16 protein-coding genes and 1 riboswitch are annotated in these 19,000 nt (G+C 63.9%); of the genes, 7 read left to right on the plus strand and 9 right to left on the minus strand.

Annotated features, from left to right (window positions below):
• Positions 1-30 precede the first annotated feature (30 nt).
• From D3879_RS02165 to ispA, 3 genes are all read left to right on the plus strand, one after another.
• On the plus strand, positions 31-1,257 hold the full coding sequence (locus D3879_RS02165; RefSeq protein WP_119954861.1) for an oxygenase MpaB family protein: 1,227 nt from the start codon (positions 31-33) through the stop codon (positions 1,255-1,257).
• Positions 1,258-1,336: 79 nt separating this feature from the next.
• Positions 1,337-1,579, plus strand: a complete 243-nt coding sequence (locus D3879_RS02170; protein WP_119952493.1) for an exodeoxyribonuclease VII small subunit — start codon at positions 1,337-1,339, stop codon at positions 1,577-1,579.
• Positions 1,576-2,463 (plus strand): (2E,6E)-farnesyl diphosphate synthase, encoded by an 888-nt coding sequence (ispA, locus tag D3879_RS02175; protein ID WP_119952494.1) that lies wholly within the window; start codon positions 1,576-1,578, stop codon positions 2,461-2,463. Before D3879_RS02170 ends, ispA begins: the two co-directional genes overlap by 4 nt.
• A gap of 182 nt (positions 2,464-2,645) precedes the next feature.
• On the opposite strand, the gene D3879_RS02180 is transcribed toward ispA, so the two are convergent.
• On the minus strand, positions 2,646-3,515 hold the full coding sequence (locus tag D3879_RS02180) for a phosphatase PAP2 family protein (RefSeq protein ID WP_119952495.1): 870 nt from the start codon (positions 3,513-3,515) through the stop codon (positions 2,646-2,648).
• Between the two features lie 226 nt (positions 3,516-3,741).
• Here D3879_RS02180 and D3879_RS02185 point away from each other — a divergent pair, with 226 nt between their 5' ends.
• From D3879_RS02185 to D3879_RS02200, 4 genes are all read left to right on the plus strand, one after another.
• Positions 3,742-7,029, plus strand: a complete 3,288-nt coding sequence (locus D3879_RS02185) for an acetyl-CoA carboxylase family protein (RefSeq protein WP_119952496.1) — start codon at positions 3,742-3,744, stop codon at positions 7,027-7,029.
• 216 nt (positions 7,030-7,245) lie between these two features.
• Positions 7,246-9,165 carry a 1-deoxy-D-xylulose-5-phosphate synthase gene (dxs, locus tag D3879_RS02190; protein ID WP_119952497.1) on the plus strand — a complete coding sequence of 640 codons (1,920 nt, stop codon included), beginning with the start codon at positions 7,246-7,248 and terminating at the stop codon, positions 9,163-9,165.
• 253 nt (positions 9,166-9,418) lie between these two features.
• Positions 9,419-9,647: riboswitch (cobalamin riboswitch) on the plus strand.
• A gap of 114 nt (positions 9,648-9,761) precedes the next feature.
• Positions 9,762-11,675: a TonB-dependent receptor domain-containing protein gene (locus tag D3879_RS02195; protein WP_119952498.1), complete on the plus strand. Its 1,914-nt coding sequence runs from the start codon at positions 9,762-9,764 to the stop codon at positions 11,673-11,675.
• A 571-nt stretch (positions 11,676-12,246) separates the two neighbouring features.
• Positions 12,247-13,242 (plus strand): IS110 family RNA-guided transposase, encoded by a 996-nt coding sequence (locus D3879_RS02200; protein WP_119952365.1) that lies wholly within the window; start codon positions 12,247-12,249, stop codon positions 13,240-13,242.
• Positions 13,243-13,257: 15 nt separating this feature from the next.
• Here the strand turns inward: D3879_RS02200 and D3879_RS02205 are convergent, their stop codons facing one another.
• The 8 genes from D3879_RS02205 to thiL form a co-directional block, all read right to left on the minus strand.
• Complete coding sequence (locus D3879_RS02205) at positions 13,258-14,055, minus strand: cobalamin-binding protein (RefSeq protein WP_119952499.1); 798 nt, start codon at positions 14,053-14,055, stop codon at positions 13,258-13,260.
• A complete protein-coding gene (locus D3879_RS02210; RefSeq protein ID WP_119952500.1) occupies positions 14,055-14,471 on the minus strand; it encodes an MFS transporter in 417 nt (138 codons plus the stop codon). The genes D3879_RS02205 and D3879_RS02210 overlap by 1 nt, the downstream gene beginning before the upstream one ends.
• On the minus strand, positions 14,468-15,088 hold the full coding sequence (gene ribA, locus D3879_RS02215; RefSeq protein WP_119952501.1) for a GTP cyclohydrolase II: 621 nt from the start codon (positions 15,086-15,088) through the stop codon (positions 14,468-14,470). The genes D3879_RS02210 and ribA overlap by 4 nt, the downstream gene beginning before the upstream one ends.
• Before the next feature lie 124 nt (positions 15,089-15,212).
• On the minus strand, positions 15,213-16,091 hold the full coding sequence (gene bla / locus D3879_RS02220) for a class A beta-lactamase (protein WP_119952502.1): 879 nt from the start codon (positions 16,089-16,091) through the stop codon (positions 15,213-15,215).
• A gap of 14 nt (positions 16,092-16,105) precedes the next feature.
• Positions 16,106-16,765: a retropepsin-like aspartic protease family protein gene (locus D3879_RS02225; protein ID WP_119952503.1), complete on the minus strand. Its 660-nt coding sequence runs from the start codon at positions 16,763-16,765 to the stop codon at positions 16,106-16,108.
• A 17-nt stretch (positions 16,766-16,782) separates the two neighbouring features.
• Entirely contained in the window at positions 16,783-17,508 is a 726-nt protein-coding gene (locus D3879_RS02230) for a substrate-binding periplasmic protein (protein ID WP_119952504.1), read from the minus strand.
• A gap of 16 nt (positions 17,509-17,524) precedes the next feature.
• The gene (locus D3879_RS02235) at positions 17,525-18,025 is read right to left on the minus strand and encodes a phosphatidylglycerophosphatase A family protein (protein ID WP_238474193.1); all 501 of its coding nucleotides are present in this window, start codon (positions 18,023-18,025) and stop codon (positions 17,525-17,527) included.
• Positions 18,018-18,986: a thiamine-phosphate kinase gene (gene thiL, locus D3879_RS02240; protein WP_119952506.1), complete on the minus strand. Its 969-nt coding sequence runs from the start codon at positions 18,984-18,986 to the stop codon at positions 18,018-18,020. Before thiL ends, D3879_RS02235 begins: the two co-directional genes overlap by 8 nt.
• Positions 18,987-19,000 lie beyond the last annotated feature (14 nt).

Below are 19,000 nucleotides of genomic sequence, written 5' to 3' on the forward strand. Positions count from 1 at the left end.
CATGCCCGCACAACCAACCAAGGTATGAACATGCCCCAGCCAGCCATCCGCATTCCCGCCCGCCATGGCGCCGACCTGGCCCTCGCGCAGCGCACCGCCGCGCCCATCCGCCGTTTCATCAAGGGCCAGGCCGAGCCCGATGCCAGCGAGTGGCAGGCGATCGGCGAGTCCTTGCTGCAGGGCGACGAGCCGATGGACAGGCTGATCGAGTGGATGCAGGGCGTCGGCCTGGGCCATGGCAAGCAGCTCTACGACCACGCGGTGAACGAGGGTATCGACGCCCTGGATGACGCCCCGCAACCGTTGCGGCAGTTCTTCGACCGGGTCGAGGCACCGCCCGCCTGGCTCGACCCGGAACAACTGCACCTGGGCGCGCGGGCCTGCGGCCTGTCCGGGCTGACCGGCATGCGCGTGCTACGCGACCTGGGCCTGCTCGCCGGCTACCAAGCCTCGGCGATCAACCGCACCCTGGTCCTCACCGGCGCGCTGGAGAAAGGCGCGCAACGGCGTGTCGCGGAAACCACCAAGTGGTGGATCGACTGCACCCGCCCCGGCGGCATGCACCGCGGCGCGCCCGGCTACCGCAGCACCCTGCAGGTGCGCCTGATCCATGGCCTGGTGCGCCGCCGCGTGTCCTGCATGACTGACTGGGACCCGGCCTACTACGGCCTGCCGATCAACCAGGGTGACATGCACGCCACCTACCTGGCCTTCTCAGCCATCTTCCTGATCGGCCAGCGCCTGCTCGGCGTGCCGCTGTCGCGTCACGACGGCGCGGCGATCACTCACCTCTGGCGCTACATCGCCTGGCTGATGGGCGTCGACGAGAGCTGGCTGCACGACGACGAAAACCAGGCCAGGCGCGCGCTCTACCACAACCTATTGGCCCAGGCGCCAGCGGACGCCAGCAGCCGCCAACTGGGAGCCGCGCTGATCGACGAACCGCTGCAGCGCCACTACACCAATCTGCCTTGGCTGCGCGGCCGGCTGAACCGCGCGATCCACCTGAGCATCGCGCGCACCTTCATCAACGCTGAAGGCATGCAGGCGCTGGGTTTGCCGAGCGGGGTGCTGCCCTGGTACCCGCTGCTCAGCGGGCCGCCGCGCTTTGTCTGGCACAGCCTGTTGCGCTGCTTGCCGTACGGCCGCGACTTCCTCATAGCGCGCGGCCTACGCCAGCAGGAAACCTATCTGCAGACACTGTTCGGCAAGGACCATCCCCAACTAACCCGCGCGCCCGGCCTACCCCCTGCCTGAGCCCGCGGCAGCGCATTTGCTCAGGGGGCGGAGCTCTGCTAGTGTCGCGACCGTTCCAACGCCGCCGAGACCCGCCACCATGGCCCGTAAAAAAGCCGCGCTCGACTTCGAGCAGTCCCTCACCGACCTACAAAATCTGGTCGAACGCCTGGAAAACGGCGAGCTGTCGCTGGAAGACTCGCTAGCCGCCTTCGAGCAAGGCATACGCTTGACTCGTGACTGCCAGGCAGCGCTCGCCCAAGCCGAGCAAAAGGTGCAGATCCTCCTGGAGCGCGACGGCGAGCTGGAGGAAGCCCCCTTCGACGCGGACCAGTCCGCATGATCGCGGCCTACCAGAAAAGCTGCCAGACACGCGTCGACGCGGCGCTGGAAGACCTCTTCAAGGCCCCGCGCAGCGAACTGGCGCGGCTTTATCAGGCCATGCGCTACAGCGTGATCAATGGCGGCAAGCGCGTGCGTCCGTTACTGGTGTACGCCGCCTGCGAAGCGCTGGAGGGCGACATCAGCCGCGCCGACGGCGCAGCCTGCGCGGTCGAGCTGATCCACGCTTACTCGCTGGTGCATGACGACTTGCCGGCGATGGACGATGACGACCTCCGTCGCGGTCAGCCAACCACCCACAAGGCCTTCGACGAGGCCAGCGCCATCCTCGCCGGTGACGGCCTGCAGAGCTTGGCCTTCGAAGTGCTCGCCGACCCGCGGCGCAACCCGCAGGACGCCAACCTGCGCCTGACAATGATCACCAGCCTGGCCACTGCCGCCGGCCCCGCCGGGATGGTCGGCGGCCAAGCCATCGACCTCGGCTCGGTGGGCCGCAAGCTCGATCAGCAAGCCTTGGAAGTCATGCACCGGCACAAGACCGGCGCGCTGATCGAGGCCAGCGTGCGCCTTGGCGCGCTGGCCAGTGGCCGTGCGGATGAGCGAACGCTGAAAGCCTTGCAGAGCTACGCCCAGGCGGTCGGTCTGGCGTTCCAGGTGCAGGACGACATTCTCGACGTCGAAAGCGATACCGCCACCCTGGGTAAACGCCAAGGCGCCGATATCGCTCGCGACAAACCAACCTACCCGGCCCTGCTCGGCCTCGACACCGCCAAGGCCTACGCCCTGGAGCTACGCGACCAAGCGCTGCATGCCCTGCGCCCATTTGACGAAGCCGCCGAACCGCTGCGCGAGCTGGCGCGCTATATCGTCGAACGGCGCAGTTAAGCCGCCATAAACAACGCTGGGTATTAGGGCATCTGTAGGTTGGCGCTGAGCGCAGCGATGCCCAACAAGGAGTCGCCCAGCGACTCCCTATGCACGGAATCCCGCTTGGCAGCCCGGCCTAGCAGGTCGGTTGTTGGGCATCGCCTTCGGCTCAGCACCAATCTACGGATTTGCGCAATGCCTTAAAGATCCGCGCGCGCCGGCAACAAGCGCAGCCGAAGCAACAACCACGGCATCAACGCCGCCACGAACAAGCCCATGGTCAAGCCACGGATGCCCTGCCAGAGCAACGGTTGCAGCGCCAACTGCGGGCCCAGCCATTTAAGTAGCGCCTGCAACCCGATAAACGCCAGTGCGCCCAACGCGGCTGCCAACGCCCGTTTCCACCACAGGGTTGCCATGGAAAATCCCACCAGCCGGTAACCGAACAACACCCCGACCAGCAAGCCCGCAAGCAACGGCACATAATTCGGCGCCACACCCTGCCAGGTGAAGTAACACAGCAGCGCTACCAGCGTGATCAGCGCCAGATGCCAAAACGCATTGGCCTGCCGCCACCAATTCCAGTCCTTGACCTGCGCAAACAGCAGCAGGGTCACGCCGCCAAGCAGCGTCCCTACCAGTACGTCCTCAAGATCATGAGCGCCGAGATAGAGCCGGCTGAAGATGATCCCCGCCACCACCACCCCGCTCACTAGCCAGAACCAAGGGCGGCGCACTTCATAGGCCAGCCAGAGCCAAAGCACCACGGCGATCTGCGCATGGCCACTGGGCATGCCGAAGCTATCGCCCACGGCATCATCCATGCGCAAGGCCAGATCCGGCCTCGGATCCTGCCAGAGATCCTTCAGGTAGGCGTTCAATACCGCCGTGATCGCCACCAGCACGAACAAGCGCATAAATACCGACTTGCTCCAGGCCCAGTAGCCCAGCGGCAAAAAGAACAAGATGAATTTTTCGTAACCGAGCAACGTGAAGAGTCGCATCAGCGGCGTCAGCCCCTCGTTGCGCAGGGGCAACACCCAGTCGAGGTTGTGCAGCAGGTCGAGCATCGCAGGGCCTTAGCGGTCGCAACCGCGGGTTATGGATTATGAGTGAACAGCGGCCGCCACTTCTAATGTACCGGCGTACCACTTTGCAAGCCGAGCAAGCACACACGGCATTATCAGCGCAGCATGTGGCCAAGCATTCGCCCCAAGCAGCAAGCTTCCCCTGCCCGATGCAGGCTGCCTAAGCTAGACCCAAGCGCTATGCCGAAGAACAAAAACCGGAGCTCAGATGCCCATCAAGACCCTGCTGATCGCCAACCGCGGCGAAATCGCCATCCGTATCGCCCGCGCCGCCGCTGAGTTGGATATCCGCAGCGTGTCGGTCTATGCCGAGGACGACGCAGCCGCGCTGCACACCCGCAAAACCGACGCAGCCGTTGCGCTGCGCGGTCGTGGGGTCAGCACTTACCTGGACATGGATCAGCTGATCGCCGCCGCCCTGGCCCAGAGTTGCGACGCGATTCATCCGGGCTATGGCTTTCTGGCTGAAAACGCTGAGTTCGCCCGCCGTTGCCACGCTGCGGGCCTCTGTTTCGTCGGCCCGACAGCCGCAGTGTTGGAACGATTCGGTGACAAAACCCAAGCCCGCGCCCTGGCCCTGCGTTGCGGTGTGCCACTGGCGGCAGGGACCAACCAACCGACCAGCCTGGCCGAAGCCCAGGCCTTCTTCAGTGGCCTCGGCGCCGGCGGCGCGATGATGATCAAAGCGCTGGCCGGCGGTGGCGGGCGCGGCATGCGCGCGGTGCACCGCGCCGAAGAGGTGCCCGAGGCCTATGCGCGCTGCCAGTCGGAAGCCAAGGCGGCGTTCGGCAATGGCGACCTGTATGTCGAACGGCTGATCCGCAATGCCCGGCATATCGAAGTGCAGGTGATCGGCGATGGCGACGAGGTCAGCCACCTGTGGGAGCGCGACTGCACCCTGCAACGCCGCAATCAGAAGCTGGTAGAAATCGCCCCCAGCCCGAACCTGCCAGCGGCGCTGCGCGACTCTATCCTCCAGGCCGCGCTGCAACTGGCCGCAGCGGTTAACTACAAAACGCTGGGCACTTTCGAATTCCTCGTCGATGAGGACAACGGCGACTTCGTCTTCATGGAAGCCAACCCGCGCCTGCAGGTCGAGCACACAGTGACCGAGGCGGTGACCGGCATTGACCTGGTGCAGGCGCAATTACGCGTCGCCGGCGGCGCCAGCCTGGCCCAGTTGGCTTTGCAGCAAGCGCAAATCCCCGCCCCGCGCGGCTTTGCCGTGCAACTGCGGATCAACCTGGAAAGCATGAACCCTGATGGCAGCGTGCAACCGGCAGCCGGTGCGCTCAGCACCTACGAACCGCCCAGCGGCGCCGGCATTCGGGTGGATGGCTGCGGCTATAGCGGCTATACCACCAGCAGCAGCTACGACTCGCTGTTGGCCAAGCTGATCGTCCACGCCGCCAGCGATTTCCCCGGTGTGCTGCGCCGCGCCTACCGCGCCCTGTGTGAATTCCGATTGGAAGGGGTGGCGAGCAATATCCACTTCCTGCAAAACCTGCTGCGCCAGCCGCAGGTCGCCAGTAACAGCGTGACCACGCGTTTTGTCGAAGAACAGATCAACCTGCTGCTGGCGCCGCAAGCGCAAGCCCATCCCCACCTGTTTTTCCCGCAAGCCGCAACACCGACACAGAAAGCTAGCCAAACCGTGGATGCCCCGGTCGGTTGCCTGGCCCTGGAGGCGCCGACTGCCGGCGTGGTGGTCAGCCTCGACGTGCAGCCAGGAGATAGCGTGGCCGTCGGCCAAAGCATCGCCGTGCTGGAGGCGATGAAAATGGAGTTCGTGGTCAAGGCCCAGCACAGTGGCATCGTCCGCGCCCTGGTGGCCAAACCCGGCGATAGCCTGTTCGAAGGCCAGCCGCTGCTGTTCATCGAGCCGGCCGACGTCAGCCATTACGCGGTGCAGAACGAGGAAAGTATCGACCTCGACTACATCCGTGCCGACCTTGCCGAAGTATTCGAACGCCACGCCCTGACCCGCGACGAACGCCGCCCGCAAGCCGTGGCCAAGCGGCGCAAAACCGGCCAACGCACCACCCGCGAAAACCTCGATGACCTGCTGGATAACGGCAGCTTCATCGAATACGGCGCCCTGGCCATCGCGGCCCGCCGCCGCCGCAACTCGGTGGAAGAACTGATCCAGCAGAGCCCGGCCGATGGCCTGGTCAGCGGTATCGGCACGGTCAACGCCGCGCAATTCGGCGCCGAGCACGCGCGCTGTATGGCCATTGCCTACGACTACACGGTGTTCGCCGGCACTCAAGGCGTGATGAACCACAAGAAAACCGACCGCATGCTGCAACTGGCCGAGCAATGGCGTCTGCCGCTGGTGCTGTTTGCCGAGGGCGGCGGCGGCCGGCCCGGCGATAGCGATTTTGTCGGCGTGGCCGGGCTGGATTGCCACACCTTCGTCGGCATGGCCAAGCTGTCCGGCCTGGTGCCACTGGTGGGCGTGGTCTCCGGCCGCTGCTTCGCCGGCAACGCCGCGCTGCTCGGCTGCTGCGACGTGATCATCGCCACCGAGAACGCCAGCATCGGCATGGCCGGCCCGGCGATGATCGAAGGCGGCGGCCTCGGCAGCTTCACCCCGGAACAGGTCGGTCCGGTTACCGTGCAGAGCCCCAATGGGGTGATCGACGTGCTGGTGGCGGACGAAGCCGCCGCCGTACGCGTAGCCAAGCAGTACCTCGCCTATTTCCAAGGGCCGCTGAGCGAGTGGCAGTGCGCCGACCAACGCGAGCTGCGTCAGTTGATCCCGGAAAACCGCCTGCGCGTCTATGACATCCGCCAGGTGATGGAAACCCTGGCCGACAGCGGCTCGGTGCTGGAACTACGCCGGCAGTTCGCGCCGGGGCTGATCACTGCCTTCGTGCGCATCGAGGGCAAGCCGTTTGGCCTACTGGCGAATAATCCGGCGCATCTGGGCGGTGCCATCGACGCGGCGGCTGGCGACAAGGCCGCGCGCTTCATGCAGCTGTGCGATGCCTTCGATTTGCCGCTGCTGTCGTTGTGCGACACCCCCGGTTTCATGGTCGGCCCGGAGGCGGAAAAACAGGCCACGGTGCGGCACGTGTCGCGCATGTTCGTCGCCGCCGCGAGCTTGAGTGTGCCGTTCTTTACCGTGGTGCTGCGCAAGGGCTACGGCCTCGGCGCCCAGGCGATGGCCGCCGGCAGCTTCCACTCGCCGCTGTTCACCATCGCCTGGCCGAGCGGCGAATTCGGTGCCATGGGTCTGGAGGGCGCAGTGCGCCTGGGCTTTGCCAAAGAGCTGGCAGCGCTCGAGGATCTGACGCAGCGGCAACAGCTGTTCGACAAACTGGTCGCCAAGGCTTACCAGAGCGGTAAAGGCATCAACATGGCCAGCTTCCTCGAAATCGACGCGGTGATCGACCCGCTGGACACCCGCAGTTGGCTGCTGCGTGGCCTCAACGCGGCGCCGCGCTCGGCCAAGCGCGAAGGCAAGAAGCGCGCGTTTGTCGATACCTGGTAAGAGCTGGCGCGCGGCGTCCAAGGTCGTCGCGCTCTAGGCCTTTGGCCTGATCACTCGGCCGCTACGTGGGCGGTGGGATTACTAAATTGCACTGAACGACAACTCAGCGTTAGCGCAGTAATCCTCACTCCTCGTCTTAGGGCGACGGCCAACTTGGGTAGCTTGCGGCGATTCGGGTAAACTGCCGCATCTTTTATACCTATAACGATCTGCCTGATGCCCACGACGTTTCACGAGATTCCCCGCGAACGCCCCGTAACGCCTCTGCTCGACCGCGCAGAGATGCCGGCCGGGTTGCGCCGGCTGGGCGAGGCGGAGCTGGAGACGCTCGCCGACGAACTGCGCCAAGAGCTGCTCTACACGGTCGGGCAGACCGGCGGGCATTTCGGTGCCGGCCTCGGCGTGGTCGAGCTGACCATCGCGCTGCACTATGTCTTCGATACCCCGGAAGATCGTCTGGTATGGGATGTCGGCCACCAGGCCTACCCGCACAAGATCCTCACCGGCCGCCGCCAGCAGATGACCACGCTACGCCAGAAGGACGGCATCGCCGCCTTCCCCCGGCGCAGCGAGAGCGAGTACGACACCTTCGGCGTCGGCCACTCCAGCACCTCGATCAGCGCCGCCTTAGGCATGGCCATCGCCGCGCAACTGCAAGGCAGCAAGCGCAAATCGGTGGCAGTGATCGGTGACGGCGCGCTGACCGCGGGCATGGCCTTCGAGGCGCTGAACCATGCCTCGGACGTCAAAGCCAACATGCTGGTGGTGCTCAACGACAACGACATGTCGATCTCGCACAACGTCGGCGGCCTGTCGAACTACCTGGCGAAAATCCTCTCCAGCCGCACCTACGCGAGCATGCGCGAGGGCAGCAAGAAGGTGCTGTCACGCCTGCCCGGCGCCTGGGAAATCGCCCGCAAGACCGAAGAACACGCCAAAGGCATGCTGGTTCCCGGCACCCTGTTCGAGGAACTGGGCTGGAACTACATCGGCCCGATCGACGGCCACGACCTGCCGACCTTGATCACCACGCTGCGCAATATGCGCGACCTGGAAGGCCCGCAGTTCCTCCATGTGATCACCAAAAAGGGCAAAGGCTTCGCCCCGGCCGAGCTGGACCCGATTGGCTATCACGCGATCACCAAGCTGGAGCCGATTAACGCTCCGGCCAGCGCCGCCCTCTCTGTTCCCAAGCAGGCCGCCGGGCCGAAATACTCCAGCGTGTTCGGCCAGTGGCTGTGCGACATGGCCGAGACGGACCCGCGCCTGACCGGCATCACTCCGGCGATGAAGGAAGGCTCTGATCTGGTGGCCTTCAGCGAGCGCTTCCCGCAGCGCTACTTCGACGTCGCGATTGCCGAGCAACACGCCGTGACCCTCGCCGCCGGCATGGCCTGCGAAGGCGCCAAACCGGTGGTGGCGATCTATTCGACCTTCCTCCAGCGCGGTTATGACCAACTGATTCACGATGTGGCGGTGCAGCACCTCGACGTGCTGTTCGCCATCGACCGCGCCGGTCTGGTCGGTGAAGACGGCCCGACCCACGCCGGCAGCTTCGACCTCTCCTACCTGCGCTGCATCCCCGGCATTCTGGTGATGACCCCGAGCGACGAGAACGAACTGCGCAAGATGCTCACCACCGGTTATCTGTTCCAAGGCCCGGCGGCGGTGCGCTACCCGCGCGGCAGCGGCCCGAACGCAGTGATCGAGCAGGCACTCGAACCACTCGAAATCGGCAAGGGCCTGGTGCGGCGGCAAGGCCAGAAAGTCGCCTTGCTGGTGTTCGGCGTACAGCTGGCCGACGCCCTGGTAGTCGGCGCGAACCTGGATGCCACGGTGGTCGACATGCGCTTCGTCAAACCGCTGGATGAGGCGCTGGTACGCCAATTGGCGGCCAGCCACGAGCTGCTGGTGACCATCGAAGAGAACTCGGTGATGGGCGGTGCCGGTGCGGCCGTCAGCGAATTCCTCGCCCGTGAGAACCTGCTGCAGCCGATCCTGCATCTGGGCCTCCCCGACTATTACGTCGAGCACGCCAAACCGGCGGCCATGCTCGCCGAATGCGGCCTGGATGCCGCCGGCATCGAAGCGTCCGTGCGCACCCGCCTGGCGCAACTTGAAGCTGGCTCACGCTAACCCACCGGGCTTTCGCTTGTGCTGGTGACCACCGCGCATTAAGGTGCGCGGCGTTTTAGCAGGCTGCTGAGAAGCGTAGCGAGCGAAGGACAGGCAAGGCGCAACGCAGCGAAGCGGAGTAACAGCCAAAGGCTGGCCCGCTAGGGTGAGCGCAGCGAGTCAATCAGGCGAAGAGGCGCAGTTTACTGTGCGTAAATGAGCATTCTGAGCCTGCTTTCAACGCAGCATATCCGAGCGCAGTAGTTTCTCAACAGCCTGCGAGTTCCGCCGAGGTGCGCCTGATCCTGTCAGGCCTTAAACGGGAAGCCGGTGCGCTCGTATCACGAGCAATCCCGGCGCTGCCCCCGCAACGGTAATCGATCACAGCCTTTGCGCTGCATGCCAGATCAAGATGCCACTGGGATTTTCCTGGGAAGGCGATCGGGCAGGAAAGTTCGCTTTCGGTCGAGAGCCCGGAGACCGGCCCTGGTGGATGTGACTGGTGTTGCGGAGGGCATCATCGTCAAGCGCAGGCGCCAGCTCATCCCGGCCATTCCACGCCTGCGCTTGTCCCTGCCCTCCTCAAAAGTTTTCTAAGTACTTTTGAGGCTTTATTAATGAAGTTGTCCCGTCTCGCCCTGGCTGCGGTGCTCTTACCGCTGACCAGCCAGGCCGAAGAATTCAGCGAACCTGGCGATGCGCTGAAACTCCCGCCGCTGGTGATCACCTCGGGTCGTGTGGCCGAACCACTGAGCAAAGCCACTGCGGCAACCAGCGTCTTCACGCGCGAAGATATCGACCGCCTGCAACCCAGCTCGATCACCGAACTGCTGACCCGCGTGCCCGGCGTACAAGTCGTGCAGAACGGTGGCCGCGGCAGCACTGCCTCAGTTTTGATCCGCGGCACGGGCAATACGCAGAGCCTGGTGCTGGTGGATGGCCAACGCATTGGCTCGGCATCCGATGGCGGCGCCAGCCTGCAATACCTCAGCATTGAGCAGATCGAGCGCGTCGAAGTGGTACGCGGCTCGCGCTCCGCGCTGTACGGTAGCGATGCCATCGGCGGAGTGATCCAGATTTTCACCCGCCGCGGCGAGCAGGGTCTGCAGCCGCGTCTGCATCTGGGCGCCGGTAGCAACAACACTTGGGAGCGCAGCCTGGGGCTTGCCGGTGGCGATCAGCAGACCCGTTTCAGCCTCAACACCAGCCTCGACGAAACCGCCGGCATCGACCGCACAGGGCCCTCCTTCGACTCCGACGCGGATCACGATGCTTACCGCAACAAGGCGCTGAGCTTCAATCTCAGCCATCAGCTCAATGAACAGCTGGAGACCGGGCTCAGCGTACTGGACCAGCGTGGCCGCAGCGAATTCGACAACCCTTTTGGCCGCTTCGACATGGCCACCTTCCAGAGTTTTCCACAGCAGCCCTCCAGCGACTTCACCCTGAGCGCCGCTTCCGGCTTCGTCGATGCCCAGCTCAGTGATGCCTGGAACAGCCGCCTGGAACTCGGCCACAGCGAAAACCGCCAGCAAAGCCAGGACAAGCTGAGCGACGAACACAACGTGTTCAACACCTACCGCGACTCGGCGAGCTGGCTCAACACCCTCCAGTTGAACGACAGCCACAGCCTGCTGCTCGGCGCCGACTGGTATGAGGACCAACTGCACAGCACCACCGCCTTCGACCAGCAAAGCCGCTGGAACCAGGCCGCGTTCATCCAGCACCGTTTCCAGGGCGAGCTTTTCTCCACCGAACTGGGCCTGCGGCATGACCAAAACCAGCAGTTCGGCAGCCAGAACAGCTGGAACACCGCCGTGACCGTGCCGCTGGCTGACTCCGCTATCGACCTGATCGCCTCCTACAGCGAGGGCTTCCGCGCGCCGACCTTCAACGAGCTGTATTGGCCCAACGACGGCAATGGCTACATCGGCAATCCGGATCTCGAACCCGAGCATTCGCGCAACTACGAGGTGCAGCTGCGTGGTGAGCATTGGGATACGCGCTGGAGCCTGGCGGCCTATCGCAACGAGGTACGCGACCTGATCAGCACCGAGCTCTACGACCCGATCAACTACATCTACCGTGCGGTCAACCTCAACACCGCGCGCCTGCAGGGGCTCGAGCTCAGCCTCGAACGCAATGTGCTGGGTTGGCGCGCCTCGGCCAATGCCAGCCTGCTCGACCCACGCGACACGGAAAGCGGACATACCCTACCGCGCCGAGCTCGCCGTACGCTGAGCCTGGATCTGGACCGCCAGTTCGGCGCCTTCGGTGTCGGCGCCACATGGCAGGCCATCAATTCGAGCTACGACGATGTCGGCAACACCCGACGCATCGCCGGCTATGGCCTACTCGGACTGCGCGGCAGTTGGCAGGCCAGCGACGAAGTAACGCTGGATTTGAAACTGAGCAATGCCCTGGACAAGGATTACAGCCGTGCCCTCTATGCCTATCAGCGGGTGAACTACGCCTACCAGGAAGAAGGTCGAGCGCTACTGTTCGGCTTCACCTGGACACCGAACCTGTAAGCGTAGGTTGGTGCTGAGCGAAGGCGATGCCCAACAACCGGCCTGCAAGGCCGGGCGGTCAAACTCGGGGCCGGTTGTATAGGGAGTCGCAGGGCGACTCCTTGTTGGGCATCGCTGCGCTCAGCGCCAACCTACGGGACAGTCGTTTGCTTGCGATGCTGCGCAAAACTGTAGGTTGGTGCTGAGCCGAAGGCGATGCCCAACAACCGGCCTGCAAGGCCGGGCGGTCAAACTCGGGGCCGGTTGTATAGGGAGTCGCGAGGCGACTCCTTGTTGGGCATCACTGCGTTCAGCGCCAACCTTGTATGTTGTTTTCCGTCAACCGGGTTAGCCTTTCAGGCCCTGCGCTTGACGCAGAGAAGCAGTTACTGGGGAGGCCGTTCCAACCTGGAGGTGAGTTCACACTCAACCTCGTCCGTAGATCGGCCCCCCGCCTCATTGCCCACCGCGTGGAGTATCCGGAAGCCAGCTCATTGAGGTGGACTTCGCATCACAAGGTTGCAGCGGCAAGAAGTGCGAGGTCGGGGAACCGGTAGCTATTGTTGCTCAAATGCCGGGCGAGATGAAAACAATGAGCGTATTTGTCGGTGTGGATGTGGGTGCCAAGACAGTTGTCTTGGCATGGCGAAAGGGTGGTCGCACGCGGGGCAAGCTGGACATCCAGCAAACGCCCGAGGGTCACGCCCAGGCGGTGGAGCGGATTAAAGCGCTAAAAGCCGTCCAAGTCGTGATGGAGGCCACCGGCGTTTACTACTTGGACTTGGCCGTTGCCTTGAGCAAGGCCGGGATCGTCGTGTCTGTCATCAACCCCAAAAGCTTCCACCACTTTGCCCAACTCAAGTTGGCGCAAAGCAAGACCGACCCGCTAGACGCGGCCCTCCTGGCCGAGTACGCCGAGCGGATGACGCCAGCCCCTTGGACTGCGCCGGATACCCTCCGTATGGCGCTGCGTGACATCGGCCGACAAATCAATCGGCTGACCGCGACCCGTACACAAGCCAAGAACCGCCTGCACGCCTTGCGCTCCAAACGTGACACGCTGGCGCTGCTGATTGAAGACGAAGTTGAAGCGGTCGAGAGGCTGGATCAGCGCATCGAGCGACTCAGCAACGCTGCACAGCGCCTGATTGCCGAGGACGCCGTGTTGAACAGTCAGTTTCAGCATCTGCTGGCAGCCAAAGGTGTTGGCGTTGCCAGTGCTATTGCGTTACTGGCTGAACTCAGTGTCCTGCCCCAGCATCTGAAGGCGCCGCAAGTCAGTCGCTATGCCGGGCTAGATATCCGCCTGTGCCAATCGGGCAGTAGCGTCAATAAGGCTTCACGGCTGAGCAAGGCGGGTAATGCCTATCTACGAAGCGCCCTCTACATGCCGGCACTGAGCGCGGTACGACATGACCCAAACGCCAAGGCCTTCTACCTGTCCCTACAACGCCGTGGCAAAAAGAAAATACAGGCCGTGTGCGCCGTCATGCGCAAGTACCTGACCGGGCTTTGGGCTTGCATCCAACTGGGCGAACCCTTCGACTCCAGCAAGCTATTCAGCAAAATCCATCTGGCTGAAGCTTGACGTCCAACAGAGTATCTACGGGACGCGACTCAGCTGTTGGCAGAGTTTTTCCGTCGCATCCAACATCTGCAAGCTGGGCCGCTCCAGGCCCTTATCCGGAATCACCCAGACTTGTCGACGTTGCACCGCCGTCAGTTGTGGCCAGGCTTGCCACGCGGCGGCCAGACCCGGCGAGCTGAGTAGAATCACCTGCGGATCACGCGCCAGCACTGCCTCGACACTGACCTGCGGCGCCGGCAGTGGCAAATCGTCGAACACGTTCTCGGCGCCACAAACACGCAGCGCATCGCCGATGATCTGCCGGCTACCGATGGTATAGAGCGGCGTATCCCAGATCTGATAGAACACCCGCAGCGGCACTGCGCGCCGATAACGCTGACGCAGTTCGCTCAGGCGCGCCTGGAAGCCTGCCGCCAACTGCTCGGCACGCTGCGCACGATCGAGACGGTGACCGAGTTCAAGCACTTGTTGGCCGAGCTCCTCCAGGCTGTGCGGTTCGGCTTCATACAGCGCAATGCCGAAGCGTTTTAGCTGCTCGCGCTGGCTGGCGCTGACGCTGTCCGGCCAGAGCAGGAGCAGGTCAGGCTTGAGCGCCAGCAGGCTTTCCAATTCAAGCTGGCCATAACGCCCGACCGAGGGCAGATGCGCCAGCGCGGCCGGACGCTCGCCACCATCCAGCACGCCGACCAGCAGGCCTGCGGCATCCAGCTCCAGCATGATTTCACTAAGGGACGGCGCCAGGCTGACCACCCGTTCGAACGCTGCCGCCGGCCAAGCCAGCGCCAGTAGCAAACAGGCTAGCAGCGGGCGCATCAGCCGAGTTGGCGAGGAATGCGGTAGAGATACGACAGCACCAGACTGGACAGCGCCAGCAGGATCAACGGGATCGCCTCCAGCCCAGCGAACACCGCGAGCGCCGCGATCCAGGCCGGCAGCCCGGCACCGAGAAACGCCAGGCGCCGCCGATTCGCCAGCTCCTGCCAGGCATCGGGCTCGGCTGGTGTATCGAGGGCTTTTTCGGTGGCGATCAGCGCGCGTTTGTAGGCGCTGAACAGCGGCAGACTGACGAACATCGAGGCCAGCCCGGCAATGAACAGCGGCATCGCCAGCACTGAAACCGTCTTGCCGGCACCGAACAACAGGTTGAGAACCAACAGCGGCGCCAGGGTCAGAGCCAACTGATGCCACCAAACCAGGGCCAGCCGACGCCGCACTTCACTGCGGGTCACAGACTTTCCTCGACCTCGCCCTGGTGCTGGTTGCCCAGCAGATGGCCGAGCTTGCCGGCCTTGGTCGCGAGGTAGTGCTTGTTGTGCGGGTTGTGCTCGATCTGCAGCGGCATGCGCTCGGCGACCGGAATACCCATGTCGGCCAACGCCTTCAGTTTGCGCGGATTATTGGTCATCAACTTTAGCGAGCTGATCCCCAAGTGCTTGAGCATCGGCAGGCAAATGCCGTAGTCGCGCTGATCAGCACCAAAACCCAGGCGCTCATTGGCCTCGACGGTATCGGCGCCACCATCTTGCAACTCATAGGCGCGGATTTTGTTCAGCAAGCCAATCCCCCGACCTTCCTGACGCAGATAGAGCAGTACGCCGCGGCCTTCTTTGGCGATGGCGCGCAGCGCGGCCTCCAGCTGAAAGCCGCAATCGCAGCGCAAGCTGAACAGCGCATCACCGGTCAGACACTCGGAGTGCAGACGGCCGAGTACCGGCGCACCATCCGCTACGTCGCCCAGAGTGAGCGCTACATGTTCACGCCCGGTGGCCTCCTCGCGAAAGCCATGCATGGTGAACACTGCGAAAGGGGTAGGTAGCTGGGAGGCGGCGACGAAGACGACAGGCACCGGATGCTCCTGTAAATAAGAGGGCGGAAAATTCGCGAGGGCGGCATTGTAACAGCAGCCTCTACTCGCCGGTCAGCCTGAATTGCTGGCCATAAAGATCAAAGAGGTTGATCGATAGAACGATTCAGCCAAGCCAGCCGACGACAATCCGCGCGGCAGAGGCCACCACGTCATTGCGCGCTTTGGCATCCTGCGCCTGTTGCGTCACGTAGACAGCCACCACCACGGGCGCCCGTTGCGGCGGCCAGAGCACGGCGATGTCGTTGGTCGTGCCGTAGTCACCGGTACCGGTTTTATCGCCGACTTGCCACGCAGAGGGAACGCCGGCGCGAATGCGAGTGGCACCGGTGGTGTTGCCGCGCAACCAGGTCTGCAACTGCTCGCGCTGCGGGGCCTGCAGCGCGTCGCCCAGCGCCAGCCGTTGCACGCTGCGCCCCATGGCCTCGGGGGTTGAGGTGTCGCGGGGGTCGCCGGGTATCGCGGTGTTGAGGTCGGTTTCCCAGCGGTCGAGACGGAATTCAGCATCGCCAATCGAGCGCGCGTAAGCCGTAACGCCAGCCGGGCCGCCCAGCAACTTCATCAACAGATTGGAGGCGGTGTTGTCGCTGTACTGGACCGCCGCCGCACACAGCTCGGCGACCGTCATGCCGGTTTCGAGGTGTTTTTCGCTGATCGGCGAATAGCTGACCAGATCGCGCTTAATGTACTGGATGCGCTGCTGCATGAGCCCTGGCGTCTGCGTACTGCGCTGCAGAATGGCCGCGGCCAGCAGCACCTTGAACGTGCTGCACACGGGAAAACGCTCGGTGGCGCGGTAACCAAGCTGCGCGCCATGGCCTGTGTTCAATGCGAACAGACCAAGGCGACCGTTGAAGGCGCGTTCGAGTTGCTGGAGCTGCAGGTGAGCCGATGCGGCATCGGGCCTGGCAGCGGCCCAGGCGCTGGCAAAAGGAAGCGCGGCTGCGGCCAGGAGGAATGTCCGGCGGCTCGGAGAATGACCCATCGCCAGGGAACCCTTTACAGTTTGGATTCGAGAATCAGCACGCCCTGCTCCTCGCGCCAACTCACACGATTGAGGAAGCTCATGCCGAGCAACGCCTCGGTCGGCGCATCGCCTTCCATCACCGCGGCCTCCACCCCGAGTAATTCCAGGGCACCGACCTTGACCCGGTCGAGCTTGATGCGCCAGGCCTTGGCCGTGCCGCTGGCGGTGCTGACCATCATCGGCTGGCCCTCCATCCGATAATCAATCCCCAGGCGCTTGGCCTGGGCATCGTTCAGCGCGATGGAGGTGGCGCCGGTATCGACCAGAAACTGCACCGGCTGACCACCGATCGAGCCGGCCACCCAGTAGTGCCCACCGATGCCTTTGGCGATGCTCAACTGCGTCTTAGTCGGCGCGGCAAAGCCTTCGCTGTATTCGCGACTGAGGCTATAGGCGCGCTCCACGCCATCCACCCGCAATACCGCGCCGTGACTGTTGGCGCTGACAACCATCACTCCGCCCGGGCCGGTCTGGCCGACTTTCACCAGCTTGCGCTGGCCATCGACATTCAGCACCGCGGCCCCCGGGAACAGGCCGACCACCTGCACTTGAGGCGCGGCCCAGAGCGCAGGGGCGGAGAGCAGATTGGCAGCGACCAGCAACACAGCAGCAAGCAGGTTAAGGCGACGCATCGAGCTTCTCTTAATCATTAGAAGGGATAGGGTTGCTGCCAACGGGCGAACACCCGGCGCAGACTACCGTTTTTTACCAACTGAGCCATGCGCCGATCAAACAGCCCGGCCAGCGCGTGCCCGTTCGGGGTATCGGCGAAGCCCAGGTAAAGCGGCAAGCGGGTGAGATCAGTGACGCGGTAAGCGGACTTATCGGCAGCCCCGCCAAGCACGTCATCCACCTCGGTGCGCGCATCGATATAGAAATCCATGTGCCCCATGGCCAACATCGAGAGGATACCGTCGCGCCGATAAATTTCCTGGAAGTCGGTCAAGGTCGGCAAATACTTTTGGTACGCATAGCCGCGCATCCAGGCCAGTCGAAAATTCCCGAGCGTCGCCAAGTCGACCTCTGGACTGTCGGCGCGGCTGAGGGCGCTGATCTGATCGGCATCATAGGGCCTGTGCGGATAGAACACGCCCTCCTGAACCTCGTTCAGGTAAGAGCCGAGCCAGGCATCCGCCTCACCGCGCTGCACCAAACCAATCGAACGGGTATAGGGCACGCTGCGAATCTGCAGCTTGACCCCTGCGGGCTCGAACACCGCGCGCAGGATGTCCCAGGCTAGCCCCTGACCATCGGCCTGGGTGTGGCCATTCCAGACCTCGCTGGCCAGGCGAATTTCAGGGGGTAAAGCCGGCTCAGCCTGAACCGCAAACAGCCCTTGGGCGCAGAACAGTAGAGCCAACCAGAAGCCACGCATAAACCGCTCCCTCAGGCTAGCCCCGAACCCAGAGCCAGCCCCAAACCGCAAATTGCATCGTCAGCCAGGCGAAAACTCCGGCCAGCACGTCATCCAGCATGATGCCCACGCCGCCATGCACATGCCGATCGATCCAGTGAATCGGCCAGGGTTTGATAATGTCGAAAAAGCGGAACACCAGAAAACCTAGCAGTAGCCACTGCCAGCCTTCTGGCACCAGCCAGAGGGTGATCCACATGCCGACCATTTCATCCCAGACAATGCCCTCGTGGTCATGCACCCCGAGGTCTTGTGCGACCCTGCCGCACAGCCAGAAGCCGAACAGCATGGTTACCCCGAGCATCAACCAATAGCCCCAGTCCGGCAGCAACTGCCACAGTGGGATAAATGGCAGCGCCACCAGTGAACCCCAGGTGCCCGGCGCTTTCGGCAAGGTGCCGGAGCCGAAGCCAAAAGCGAGGAAATGCCAGGGATTGCGCCAGACCGAAGGCGGCGCCTTGCTGATGGAATCAGTCACCGCCACTCCCAAAATGTTGATAGCCCCGCGCCGGCGGGGTGATGGCCTGGCCTGCCCTGTCCACTAGCTGCACCCCCTGCCCCTCTTCGACCCGGCCAATCACCTGGATCGGCCAACCGTCTGCCTGCAATGCCGACAGGTGTTCCGCCGGCAAGGTGAAGGCCAGTACGTAGTCATCGCCGCCACTGAGCGCACACTGCCAAGCCGCGGCCTCATCGAGCAACGCCCGCACGGCCGAGGACAACGGCAACTTATCCCGTTCGACCCGCAACGCGACGCCGGAGGCCGTGGCGATATGCCCGCAGTCCGCCAACAGGCCGTCGGAAACATCCAGCGCAGCCGAGGCCTTACCGCGCAAAGCCAGCCCCAAGCTCAGCTGCGGCTCGGGCGACCAATAGCGCGCCAGCAGCGGCGCTGCGATCTCCGGCGCCTCCTGCTGCTGACCGAGCACCAGCGGCAAAGCCGCCGCGCCATCCCCCAGCGGCCCGCCGACACAGAGCAGCTCACCCGGCTGAGCGCCTTTGCGCGTCAGCGCCTGACCGGCCGGCACCCGGCCGAACACGGTCAGGGTCAAACTCAGCGGGCCACGGGTCGTATCGCCACCCAGCAGCGTCAGGCCACAGCCTTGCGCCATACGGTTGAGGCCGCGAGCAAAACCTTCCAGCCAAACGGGTTCGGCGTGCGGCAAGGTCAAGGCCAGGGTGAAACCGATAGGCGTGGCACCCATCGCCGCCAGATCACTGGCCGCTACCGCCAACGCGCGCTGGCCCAATAGGAAAGGATCACAAGGATCGGGGAAGTGCACCCCGGCAACCAGGGTGTCGGTGGAAATCGCCAGCTGTTCGCCCGCCGGCACGGCCAACAGGGCACAGTCATCGCCAATGCCCTGCACCACGCCTTCGCCAACCTGCGCACAGGGCGCAGCAGCGAAGTAGTGACGGATCAGCTCGAATTCACCCACGTGGCTGGCTGAAC

Origin of the sequence: Pseudomonas cavernicola, from assembly GCF_003596405.1 — a bacterium.
Classification (GTDB): Bacteria; Pseudomonadota; Gammaproteobacteria; order Pseudomonadales; family Pseudomonadaceae; genus Aquipseudomonas; species Aquipseudomonas cavernicola.